Source organism: Eubacterium sp. MSJ-33, assembly GCF_022174665.1.
Lineage (GTDB): Bacteria > Bacillota > Clostridia > Lachnospirales > Lachnospiraceae > Coprococcus_C.
The window spans coordinates 185,270-198,110 of record NZ_CP076562.1 but is presented as its reverse complement, the minus strand read 5'-3'; the positions used below and the strand labels follow the sequence as shown (position 1 = coordinate 198,110).

At 42.7% G+C, this 12,841-nt stretch carries 11 protein-coding genes; 1 reads left to right on the top strand and 10 read right to left on the bottom strand.

From position 1 onward, the window contains the following. Nucleotides 1–6 precede the first annotated feature (6 nt). From KP625_RS00885 to KP625_RS00850, 8 genes are all read right to left on the bottom strand, one after another. A complete protein-coding gene (locus KP625_RS00885) occupies nt 7–1,146 on the bottom strand; it encodes a hypothetical protein (RefSeq protein ID WP_238298731.1) in 1,140 nt (379 codons plus the stop codon). Between the two features lie 22 nt (nt 1,147–1,168). Further along, the gene (gene pilM / locus KP625_RS00880) at nt 1,169–2,809 is read right to left on the bottom strand and encodes a type IV pilus assembly protein PilM (protein WP_238298729.1); all 1,641 of its coding nucleotides are present in this window, start codon (nt 2,807–2,809) and stop codon (nt 1,169–1,171) included. A gap of 56 nt (nt 2,810–2,865) precedes the next feature. Then, a complete protein-coding gene (locus tag KP625_RS00875; RefSeq protein WP_370641380.1) occupies nt 2,866–3,618 on the bottom strand; it encodes a prepilin peptidase in 753 nt (250 codons plus the stop codon). Between the two features lie 103 nt (nt 3,619–3,721). Beyond that, on the bottom strand, nt 3,722–4,342 hold the full coding sequence (locus tag KP625_RS00870; RefSeq protein WP_238298727.1) for a type II secretion system protein: 621 nt from the start codon (nt 4,340–4,342) through the stop codon (nt 3,722–3,724). Between the two features lie 83 nt (nt 4,343–4,425). Then, complete coding sequence (locus tag KP625_RS00865; RefSeq protein WP_238298725.1) at nt 4,426–5,628, bottom strand: type II secretion system F family protein; 1,203 nt, start codon at nt 5,626–5,628, stop codon at nt 4,426–4,428. Nucleotides 5,629–5,766: 138 nt separating this feature from the next. Next, nucleotides 5,767–6,819, bottom strand: coding sequence for a type IV pilus twitching motility protein PilT (locus KP625_RS00860; protein ID WP_177970988.1), 1,053 nt, complete (start codon nt 6,817–6,819; stop codon nt 5,767–5,769). A gap of 36 nt (nt 6,820–6,855) precedes the next feature. Beyond that, a complete protein-coding gene (locus tag KP625_RS00855; protein ID WP_238298723.1) occupies nt 6,856–8,583 on the bottom strand; it encodes a GspE/PulE family protein in 1,728 nt (575 codons plus the stop codon). A 109-nt stretch (nt 8,584–8,692) separates the two neighbouring features. Continuing rightward, entirely contained in the window at nt 8,693–9,379 is a 687-nt protein-coding gene (locus KP625_RS00850; RefSeq protein WP_238298721.1) for a CPBP family intramembrane glutamic endopeptidase, read from the bottom strand. A gap of 118 nt (nt 9,380–9,497) precedes the next feature. Here KP625_RS00850 and sigK point away from each other — a divergent pair, with 118 nt between their 5' ends. Then, complete coding sequence (sigK, locus tag KP625_RS00845) at nt 9,498–10,121, top strand: RNA polymerase sporulation sigma factor SigK (protein WP_238298719.1); 624 nt, start codon at nt 9,498–9,500, stop codon at nt 10,119–10,121. A 67-nt stretch (nt 10,122–10,188) separates the two neighbouring features. Here the strand turns inward: sigK and KP625_RS00840 are convergent, their stop codons facing one another. Both KP625_RS00840 and KP625_RS00835 read right to left on the bottom strand, forming a co-directional pair. Then, entirely contained in the window at nt 10,189–11,289 is a 1,101-nt protein-coding gene (locus KP625_RS00840) for a PD-(D/E)XK nuclease family transposase (protein WP_238298717.1), read from the bottom strand. Between the two features lie 276 nt (nt 11,290–11,565). After that, nucleotides 11,566–12,819, bottom strand: a complete 1,254-nt coding sequence (locus KP625_RS00835) for a peptidase U32 family protein (RefSeq protein ID WP_238298715.1) — start codon at nt 12,817–12,819, stop codon at nt 11,566–11,568. Nucleotides 12,820–12,841 lie beyond the last annotated feature (22 nt).

Below are 12,841 nucleotides of genomic sequence, written 5' to 3'. Positions count from 1 at the left end.
CCTCTCTTAGTATACCTTAACAGTACCTGTCTTGCTGCCTAAGGCAAATCTAGGAGCGTCTGAATCATCACCTGCGACCTTCACATATACAGGAACATCTGTATCGTTTGTCACATTTAACTTCACACCATTCTTATCATCACTGTCTACGCGGTCGTTAGACTCTACATAGATCGCAAGTTCCTTATCTGTAAGCTCGAATGAATAAGAATCATCACCAAGCTTTACTTCTACCATATTCTTTCCATCTTCTTCCTTGATAGAAAGATCAACCTTCTCTACGCTGTTTGCTGTAGAGCTTACTTTATTGCTTCCTGCACTTACGATGATACCATCTGTGCTGTCTGCATTTGCATTGTTCAAAGAAATCTGGATATCATGCTTGCTTGCAATACCCTCACCCTGATCTCCATCATGGCTGGATGTTGTTACAGTAGCTGCACCTTCTCCACCAAGGAAGATATTAGATACTCCCTCAGGAACATTCACATCGACATCTACAAGTCCGCCTTCTCTGTCAGCGCCTGTAATACAGTATGCATTCAGAGCGATAGATCCGGAATATGTATCATCAGATGCATTGTATGCGATACTGAAAGATGAGATATTCATACGATATTTGTATGACGCGATATAATCGATGAAATCCTTCAAGCCTTCATATGATCCTTCATAAGAAAGAGGAAATGCTGCTGTCATACACTCATAACCACCGGCAATCGCTGTATCATTCGATGTGTCTGTCGTCTCACCAGACGCTACATCCGCAGCCGCAGCCGCGCTTAAGCTGTAAAATGTCTGTGGCTGTCCAAGTCCTACAGAATTCACATCAAACTGAAGATTGCCCTGATCTTTTGTCAGGCCTTTTACGAACATAACTGATACTTCCTGATCTAAGTTTGCAGGGAAGTATGCCAGTCTCTCTTCGAACTTCTCATTGAATTCCTTTGTCTTTTCCTCATACATCTCACGATCCTGCTGTTTTGCCATCAGATCATCATATCTTGCCTGTAACGTATCTACCTCTGACTGAATCGAATCCGCTGTGCTCATATTATCCTTAAATACATACAGATATGTAAGGCCAAGAATGGCAGCAGCTGCGATAAACAATAATATCTTAATATTACTCTTGCTTAATTTCATAATCTCCGTTCCTCCCTTGCTCTTACTCTGCTTCTGTAGAATCTTCTTCTACATTTTCTGTCTGTCCATCAGCAGATGTATCTTCTGCTGCCGGATCCTGCATCATCGGTACATAGTTTACAGATACTGAGAATGTATATGTTAACTGTCCACTCTCATCCTCTGACTTCGAAATAGATGCCACATATGCATTATCCACACAATCAATCGTCTTCAACTGCATAATGAAATCTGCGATTGCATCATAGCTGGTAGATGTACATGGAAGTGTCACACCGGAATCAGATGTGGAGAAACTGCTGATTGTAATCTCAGAAGGCATCTTCTCCTCTAATTCACTGATAAACTGTCTTGCATTCTCATTTAATACATAAGTTGTATAGTACATAGACTCAATATCATTGTACTTTGCTTCTGCATCATTATAATCATTGATAATCTGCTCGATATCACTGACTCTTGCGATATCTGCCTCTAACTGATTCTTCTTCTCTGTCACGGTATTCTTCTTGTTGATAGAGTAAAATGCCATACCGGCTGCACCAATTGCCGCAATCGCAACAAGTGCTACAAAAGGAGCGATACTTCCCTCTGACTTGGTTGTCTGTGTACCGGCATCTGCAAGTGCAAATCCCATTGGATCAAACGCAGCTCCAATCGGAGTTACAAGATATACCGGATTGTATACCTTCAAATCAATACTTGGATCAAACTTGATATTATAAAGTGTATCCATGATACGTGTGCTGACATTTAACTGTACCTTGAATAATCCGTCAATACCGCGGATTAACGCACCATCACCGGTCAGGAACACATCCTCAATCGGCTTATCCGGATTCTTCGATGCATAAAAGTCCATAACACGTCCGATATTGTTAATCAGGTAACGGAATGCACCGGTCACTTCATTGTCATCGAAATCAACGGTGATCAAACGATCGTTCTGAAGCAATGTCATAGCGGTTGTTGCATCGACGCCCTTATCGTCCATCACGACATTCACTACAGAGTTTGTACCATATGGAACTGTTCTCTGTAACAACAGATTGTCACCCTGTACGATATTCAATACCGTGCTCTCGCTGCCGAGCTGGATAACCATTGTCGTTGTATTCTGGTTTGTCTGTGTCTTGATGAGCTGAAGCATTGCATTTCCGATATAATCAAGTGCAACGACATTTAATCCAGCCATCTGGCCTAAGTCATAATAAGACTTCACCATATGCTCCGGTGCTGCAACTGCAAGTACACGAAGCTGTTTGTTATTTTCTTCATCTGTCACTGTCTCAAGTACAGAATGAGACACGATATAATCTTCTATATTTACAGGGAAATACTCGGATGAGTTTGAATTGATAATTCCTCTGATCTTTTTCTCCGGAACAAATGGTATCATAACCTCTCTGTTCACGATCTTCGTAGATGAAAGAACAAAGATTGCATTCTTATTGTTGATACCGCGAGCCGCAAGCTGCTGTGTGATTGCCTCTGCAATCTTCTCCGGCTCCTTCAATACACCGTCCTCATAGGAATCCTCCGGTGTTTCAAAAATGATGATATTGTGAATCATCGTCTGCTTTTTTGCTGAAGCAGTCAGCTCAATAATTGTAATACTTTCGTTTGTGATATCAATGGATAACACTTTATTGCTTTTTGCCATTCGTTATAGCCTCCCTCGCTAATCAGTGATTTTATGTAGGACTTTCGTCCATATACTTATAGGTACCAGCTCACGAGCTGTTCACCCCATATCATTGCTATAAATATACCCATAGATAAATATGGGCCAAAAGCCAGCTTCCTGCCAACTTTCTTAACAGCCATCCGTATCAGATGCACCACCGTTCCGATGATACATGCTACGATAAATGCTACTACAATAAGTTTCCAGCCCATCAGTAAGCCGGTTGCTGCCATAAGTTTTATGTCACCGTGTCCTATGCCTCTCCCCTTCGTAACAAGATTAATGAGAAGTAAAAAAACGCTGACAGCAAACAAACCGATTACATACTGACTCCAATTACCCAGATCGGTAAAGAGCCTAACCAGTCCCAAAATTAGTATAAAAATATTGAATCCCAAAGGGATCTCCTGTGTACGTCCATCAATGACGCTTAGTGCTAACAAGGCAGAAGCACACAGGCAATAAAGGAACGTCTCTGCTGTGACACCTTTTGCGAGGAAGATTGCCACGTACATAATTCCATTTGCAGCTTCCACAATCGGATACTGCACCGAGATATGTGCCTTACAATGCCTGCACTTTCCACCTAAAAATAAATAACTAAATAAAGGAATGAGTTCATACCACGATAAGGTATGCCCGCATGTCATACAATGTGACCTCTTCAAGGTGACACTCTCATGAATCGGCAACCGTAAGATCAGAACGTTCACAAAACTCCCAATCACGATACCATACAATCCAAACAGGATTGCAATAATAATATGTAAAGTTGTCATACTCATGTCATTCGTTCCTTTCAGTCACATAGATAGTAATATACAGCTAGATTCCACCCGGCGAATCGAGTGGAATCCAACTATACAGATTTAATTTTGAAGTTATATCTTACTGATATCCCTTACATACTTCTGGTGCAAGTGGAGCACATGATGTGAAAGATGCAGAACCTGAAGATCCTCCATCTGGATCACAAGATGCACCTGTACCACTTGCTGGAGCTACACATACATATACTGTTCCACCTGGTGTAATAAATGCAACAAAGCTCTGAGGAGCAAACTTTGTTCCAGCTCCCTTTGGATCTCCTTCATTATTAATTTCCTTTTTGTACTTTGTCTTTGGTGTTTTCTCACCAATATTAGAACCAATTGACTTAGCACATTCTGTTAATGACGCAGATCCTGTCTGTGCTGTACAATCTGTAATGCTGACAGCTGACGTACCTGTTGATGTGTCAGACGCTGTAGATTCTCCCGGCAAAATAGTAATCTTCGTTACATCCTTAGTGTCATCAATGTTTGTCAACGTCTCATATACGCTTTCTGTACCAAGTGCTGTCTCGATTGCTGTCTTAATTGTCTTTGCAGAGCTAACGTCGTTAGACTTTCTAGACTTATCAATGTACTTGATCAGTGCAGGCGCAATAGCACCAGCAAGGATAGCCATGATAGCAATAACGATAATCAACTCTACGAGTGAGAAACCTTTGTTGTTTGTTTTCTTCATAAATTTTCTCTCCTTTTCTTTATATAGTTTTTTATATGATAAAACCGACGTCCTCGCCCGACGGTTTGTATCCGACCAGAATCTTAGTAGCTGTCGACCGCGTCGTACATACTAAGCATTGGGCTGTAGATAGCCATAACGATACCACCAACTACAACACCCATGATTACAATGATAAGTGGTTCCATCGCTGCGGTTAATGCATCTGTTGCATCGTTTACTTCCATCTCATAATAATCTGCAACCTTATCCATCATATCTTCGATATTACCGGTTTCCTCACCGATACGTGTCATCTGTGGCAGCATCGCAGGGAAGATACCACAATCTCGAAGCGGCTTGGAAAGCGGCACACCTTTTGAGATCTGAACCTTTGCATCCAAGAGTGCTTCCCGGATGATTCGGTTATTGATCATCTTTGCTACCTGTTCTACTGCATCGATCAAACTGATACCGGATGCCATCAGTGTCGCCATCGTACGTGAAAATGTAGCTGCAGCAGACTTCACTGTCAGGTTACCGAAAAGCGGTGCCTTCATGCCAATCTTCGCATACATCAGCGAACCTGCTTCTGTCTTGCCGAACGCTTTCAATCCAAAGATCAATGCTACAACAACAATAACTACAATATACCCCTTATGCTGCAGGAAATTACTTAAATTCACAAGCATCTGTGTTGCTGCCGGGAGTTCTGAACCCAAGTCATCAAACATCTGTGAAAACTGCGGGATAACACCAACCAGCAATACTGTTACAACCGCAACAACAACGATCAAAATTACAATAGGATATGTAACTGCACCTTTTACCTTCGAATGTAAGGCATTTGCTGTCTCAAAGTGTGTTGTCAGACGTTCAAAACAGATCTCCAGATTACCGGACATCTCACCGGCCGCTGTCATGTTGATCATGATTGGCGGGAATACCTTCGGATTCAGCTTGAACGCATCCGCCAGAGTACCACCCTTCTGTACATACGCCTGTGCTTCCTGTAACGCACGCTGCAATGTCTTGTTCTCCAACTGCTCCGACATCATCTCCAATGCACTGATGATAGTAACACCGGCATTCAGCACAGATGCAAACTGCTTACAGAACACCGCGAGATCCTTGTCCTTTACTTTCTTGCCACGGCCTGCTTTCGCGACACCCTGCTCCTTAATCTCCTGTACAATCAAACCTTCAGACTTCAGCTTTTCTTTTGCCTTCTCCGGATTGATTGCCTCGATTGAGCCTTTCTTCGCTTTGCCGTTTTTGTCCATGGCTTTATAATTGTATTGTGCCATCTTAACTCCTCCGACCCTCTTATTTTTCTAAAAAATGAACATTTTATGAACAATTTATATACTGATACTACTCTATTTGATAGTTTTTTGCAATAAAGTTCAATAAAATATTTTAATTTTGTGAAATATGCACAAACGTTACATCTGTTTCTTCATTGCGACCTGATCCTGTGCGTATACAAGCGCCATATCTCTTGTGATCTTACCACTCTTGTAGAGATCTAAGATAAAATCATCCAATGTAATCATGCCCTGTGCACGGCTTGTCTGAATCGTAGACTGAATCTGATGGTTCTTCTGCTCACGAATCAGGCTTCGAATCGCCGGGCTGGCAAGCATGACCTCAAATGCCGCTACTCGTCCTTTTCCGTCTGCTGTCGGAATCAGTGCCTGCGAGATAACGCCTTCCAGAATCATCGCTAACTGGATACGTGTCTGTTGCTGCTGATGTGTCGGGAACACATCGATGATACGGTCGATCGTGGATGCAGCACCGATTGTATGCAGTGTTGAAAACACCAGATGTCCGGTCTCAGCAGCTGTGATTGCTGTAGAGATTGTCTCCAAGTCACGCATCTCTCCTACCAGAATAATATCCGGATCCTCACGAAGTGCTGCACGAAGAGCATTCGCATAAGAGAGCGTATCCATACCAACCTCTCGCTGGTTTACAACCGACTTCTTATGTTTGTGGATATACTCGATCGGATCCTCCAGTGTAATGATATGGTCTGTCAGGTTTTCATTTGCTTTATTAATAATAGAAGCAAGTGTCGTTGATTTACCGGAACCTGTCGGACCTGTTACGAGTACCAGACCTCTTTTCTTCTTATATAACTGTACGACCGCCTCCGGAATACCTAGCTGATCCGGTCTTGGAATAATCGTATCAACCTTTCTGTATGCAGCCGCCATATTGCCACGGTCCATGAAAACATTCACACGGAATCGGCCTGTCTCCGGAGATGAGAAGGAGAAGTCGACCTCACCTCTCTCTTTCAAGATCTGTTTGTGACGGTCATGCATCGTCGACCCAATCGCCTCTGCCGCATCTGCCGGCGTCATCGGCGGTAACTCTACTTCTGTCAGCCGGCCATTGATACGGAGTTTCGGCGGAATCCCTGTCGCAATATGGATATCCGATGCATTCTGTTCTACCGCGAATGCCAAAAGTTCTTTCATGTCTATCATGTTTTTGTCTCCCTCTTCTTACATTATAGTTTTTTATTAATACTCGTCACCCGTCTCATATGTAATCTTCTTCATCTCGCTGATTGACGTAATACCATTCAATACATGCTGTGCCGCACCCATCTTCAAGGTAAGCATGCCTTCTGCCAGTGCCTGCTTCTCGATAACATCCGCAGTCGCCCCCTTCGAGATAACCGCCTGCAGTTCTTTCGATACCGGCATCATCTCGTATACACCGATTCGCCCTGCATATCCGGTATCACCGCAAAGCGGGCATCCAACCGGTTCGTAGATGATTACATCATCATCCATATCTTCCGGTTTTACTCCCAGAATCTTCTTCTCATCCGGTTCTGCCAGTCTTGCCTGCTTACAGGAGCTGCAAAGTCTTCGAACAAGACGCTGTGCAATCACACCTACTAAAGCATCACCTGCTACATACGGTTCAATACCCATATCGATAATACGGGTAACCGTTGATGCTGCCGAGTTCGTATGCAGTGTCGATACTACCAGGTGACCGGTAATAGCGGCCTGCACGGCAATCTGTGCCGTCTCACCGTCTCGAATCTCTCCGATCATAATAATATCCGGATCCTGACGGAGGATAGAACGAAGGGCTGCTGCGAAAGTCATCTCCGCTTTTACATTTACCTGTACCTGATTGATACCATCAATATTTGCCTCGACCGGGTCTTCAACTGTGATGATATTTACATCTTCCGTGTTCAGCTCGCTTAGGGATGTATACAAGGTTGTTGATTTACCGGAACCTGTCGGCCCTGTTACAAGGATAATACCATGCGGGTTGCTCAGGATACCATCAAATACTTTTAATTCTTTCGGTCCAAATCCAAGGGCGCTCTTCGGTTTCGTCAGGCCATCCTTGGATGTAAGTCTCATAACGGTCTTCTCACCGTATACAGTCGGCAGGATAGATACACGGACATCATATTCTCTACGGTCTACCATGATTGTGATACGTCCATCCTGTGGTTTACGTTTCTCTGCGATATCCATACCGCCGATGATCTTGATACGGGCACTGATACCTGCCAGAAGTCCGATATCATATGTCATAACATGTTTTAACGCACCATCGATACGATAGCGGACTCGAACGCTGCTCTCCAACGGTTCGATATGTATATCGGACGCTCTCTGTCTGACACCGCCTTCGATAATCTGTTTTACCAAGAGTACAATCGGCGAATTCTCAATATCTTCATTGATTGCATCCTGATCCGCATCGGTCATGCCATTCTCCTGCATTTCCTTCCGATACTGTTCCGCTGCTTCCATCGCCTGTGCGTTTCCATAATACTTACCGATGGCTTCCATCACGTCTTCTTCCATCGCAAGCAACGGTTCTACCTGTGTATTCATCGCGATACCGATATCATCGATGGCGTTTAAGTCCATCGGATCAACCATCGCCACACGCAGGATGTTCGGATTTGCCTCGTCATATCCAATCGGAATCGCCTTGTATTTGTTGACCAGATTTTCCGGAATCTGTTTCAACAGATCTTCATCCAATTTGCAGGCCTTCAGTTCGATGTAGTCAATTCCCATCTGGGTCGTAAGTACCGTAATCAACAGTTCCTGGCTGATAAAACCAAGTTCCATGATGACATTACCGATTCGGCCACCGTTTTCCTTCTGATAGGCAAGTGCCTCTTGAAGCTCTTCTTCCGTAATAGCCCCCGCTTCAACAAGCAAATCACCTATACGAATCTTCTTTCTTCCTCCAGTTATCCGCATAGCAATACCCTCTCATAAATATAATATAGTAAATAAATTATAGCATAATAAAGATGAAAAAAAAAGCAATTTTTTGGTATTATTACCACTTGCAATTATATAATTATTTTTAAGTAAATGTCACTATCAATCCCGTCACAAAGTGAGTCATGAAGTCAAACATGCCATGCATCACCGCAAGCATTACAAATCCACAACGTTTCCACTTATACGCCGATAGAGTGAATACTCCGCCAACGAACAGCGTAAGAATCACATTATCCCAGCCATGTTGAAACAGATGTGAAAACGCAAACAACAAATTTGCTGTCACAGGTGCAAAAACCTTCCTCTTTTCAAACACCTTTTCTAACTGTTCCATAATCGCTATCCGGTAAATCAATTCTTCTGTTATTCCTGTCACAAATATATAACGGGCAAGCCTTTGCACATTTATTCCTATTGAAAAATCATAATATAATGGCTTCATACCTCCGATCATTAAATACACGATATCCCATATAACCGCCATCGCAGTTCCAATCGCAGTTCCCACAAGCACCTGAAACAGGATATGATTTCCAAGCAATTCTTTCAGATTTACTTTTCGTTCCACACAGTTGATAATCGCCGGGATTGCGACCAGCCACGGCACCATCCAGACCGATATCCGATACAGTGTCATATTCCATATATAGTCGGATATACCTAGCAAAGCTGCCGACAATATAAAAGTGAATATCAACAATCTTATCAGCCGGAACACTTCTTTCTCATTTTTCAGATTAATCTTTATATCATGTTTTAGATTTAACATATGTATTCCCTCACCCTCTCCCAATTTAGTTCCATATTACCATCTTTTCCCATGTTGGAAAAGCACTATTTTGCACCATTCGTCATACTATATACAAAGAGGGATAGCGAGGGCAGCTATGCAGACGTTTCATCACCCGCTCTCTCCCGAAGAGGAATCGTATTATCTGCAAAAAGCAAAAGCGGGCGATCTTTCCGCACGCAATATCCTTGTAGAATACAATCTGCGTCTCGTCGCACATATCGTCAAGAAATATCAGACAGGGAACCGTTCTACGGAAGACCTGATATCCATAGGTACGATCGGGCTGATCAAAGCCATCAATACATATGATACCGACAAAGGTTCCAAGCTTGTGACGTATGCCAGCCGTTGTATCGAGAACGAGCTTTTGATGCGGCTAAGGCAGGAACGCAAGGAAGCCAGGGAGATATCCCTCTACGAGCCGATCGGAACCGACCGGGAAGGAAACGAGATCAGCCTGATGGATGTAATCCGAATGGATGAAGAAAATGTATTATCTAACGTAATCACGTCTGAAAGTCTGCGGAATATAAACGAGATTTTCACCGAAGTTTTAGACGCACGCGAGCAGGAAGTAATCACTCTGCGCTATGGACTGTGTGATAACCGGGAACTTACACAGAAAGAGATTTCGAACCGTCTCCACATCTCCCGTTCTTATGTGTCACGAATTGAAAAAAAGGCACTGCTTAAGCTTCGCAGTGCCTTGTGCGTATAATCTCATATTCAAAATCCAGTGGCAAAAAAGCAAATGGGGGTACCATCTACATCGGTACCCCTGTCAATTATCGTTGCTTTGCCAGCAAAGCTTTCAACTGTGCAATTTCTTCCCTTGAATGTTGCAATTCAGCTTCTGCCTGTTTTCGTTTTTCTGCTTCCTGCTTCTGTTTTTCTTCTGCTTGCTGCAATTCATCTTCGGTCTGCTGTAATTTATCCTGCAGTTCCTCGATCATATATTTCACTGTATTTTTATCTGCAATTTTTAACGCTTCTGAAAACATGAGAATCACCTCCTCAGGGTTGTTTACATATGCACTCATTTCACGGAATATTGCTTCACTCCATGGATATCGTCTGATCACGCGTGTCACATCTGCCATTGTCTCGGCAGTCAGGATGGAAAGCCAGCCTTCCAGACAATACATGCTTAAATCATTTGTTACCAAGCCAGTCTCCGGAATATTGTTATGCGTTGCAATAAGTTCTGTTTCCGAAGCATCTGGATTATTATCATCAGTATATCCGTTTTGGCTGAATACATCAAGTGCAATCAGAAAATATTCCTGCAGAAGATTCAGTTTTAGGTTCGTGTCAAAGCGGATTTTGCCGTGATGGATATACGCACCATGCAGCATTGGATTCTTAAAATCACCCTCAGTTTTCTCATACAGAACAATGGTGTAAACTTTCTTCATGTCAGAATATTTAAAATTTTTGTTCTTCTTCAAACGTGAATATTCACGTATCAGAAGGTCGGATGAGTAGCAGGAAATCCTCTCGGCTGTGAACATGTATGGAATCTTCTGGATTTCCACATTCGCAAGTGAACCATCACTTAACCGTACAACGATATCCATGATTAACAAGGAATCAATAGATACGGCTGTATTCTCTGATGGAAGAATTTGTTCCACCACAACTGATTCTCCAAGAATTGCGCTGAGTAGATGTGACAGCCAGTCTGGATGTTTGTCTGGGTGGAACATGCATTTGAAGAATGGATCGTAAGTAAGCGGCATCGTTTTCCTGCCGGTCATGTAATCATCAAAACGTTTCTTCCATGATTCGTCAAGCAAGGTGTAGTCTGCATATAAATTATGTTGTTTCATAGCTTCTTCAAGTTCACTTACAGTCAGATAGAATGTGCTCTGTGTTTCTTTGGTCATAAGATTTGCCTCCTTAAAATAGATGTGTACATGAATTCTTCTAACATAGAATAAAAATTTGTCATGTGAATTAAAATCGTTAATGGGTAATGATTTGTATTCATAGAACCGAATAGAAAATTATAAAATCAATAGACTGTTACCAAACTACGCTATGAACGAGCGCTTCTTGACAACAAAGAAACTGTATCATAAACAGAAACAGCTTGTAAAGATATTTGGGAAAATGCTACAAATTGTAGCATTTTAATAATGTAAAAAAGGCACTGCTTAAATCTAGCAGTGCCTTGTGCGTATAATCATACCTTTTTGTATTTTTTCCGGATGTGAAACTTTCACATAAAGTAATTGTTTTGGATGCGGTGCAGACTCCATCTCTGTGCCGTGTTCATCACGAATCGCAAGAACCTCCACATCGATGTTTTCTCCGTCAAACGCCATCACTTCAATCGCATCTCCCACACAGAATTTGTTCTTCTGATGGATGACAAAGCTTCCATCTTCCATAACCGCTTCGACAGTTCCAAGATAGACGCGGTTTTTGACATACGTATTGCAGTCGTAAATCTGCGTCTCCTCGTTTGGCTTGCCATAATAAAAACCGGTTGTAAACTGACGGAATGTACATGCTGCAATTTCCTGCCGGTAATGTTCCATCTTGCTCTCATATAATTCCTTCGATGTGAAATAGTCATCGATTGCTTCCCGGTAAGTCCGGGTTACAACAGCCACGTACAGTGCCGTCTTCATCCGTCCTTCTACCTTGAAGGAATTGATACCGGCATCAATCATATCCGGAATATGTTCGATCATACACAGATCCTTGGAGTTAAAGATATAAGTGCCTCTGTCATCTTCTTCAACCGGCAGATATTCACCCGGACGCTTTTCTTCCACGACAGCATATTTCCAACGGCACGGGTGTGTACATGCGCCCTGATTTGCATCTCTGCCTGTAAAATAACTGCTGAGCAGGCATCTTCCGGAATAAGAGATACACATAGCCCCATGCATAAAAGCCTCTATCTCCATATCCGCAGGAATGTGTTCCCGGATCGTTTTGATTTCTTTTAATGAAAGCTCACGCGCTGCAACCACACGTGTCGCCCCTTGTTTTCTCCAGAAATCATAAATCAGGTAATTCGTATTATTGGCCTGTGTGCTGACATGAATCTCGATTCCGGGCAAAATCTCCTTCGACAGTGTGAAGATACCCGGATCCGATATGATAAATGCATCAATCTTCTCCTCGAGCCCTTCCTCTTTCAGTTCCCGGAAATAAGCCCTGATTCCTTCAATATCATCATTATGTGCAAATATATTCACTGTCACATACAGTTTTGCACCATGCGCGTGCACATAATCTGCAGCCTCATGCATTTCTTCTATTGTAAAATTCCCTGCTTTCGCACGGAGTCCATAATTCTTGCCACCGATATAGACCGCATCTGCGCCATAATCAACAGCTGTCTTAAGAACCTCCAGGCTCCCGGCAGGTATCAATAATTCCGGTTTTTGTAACTTATCCATCTTAATCCTCTTTCATTGTATA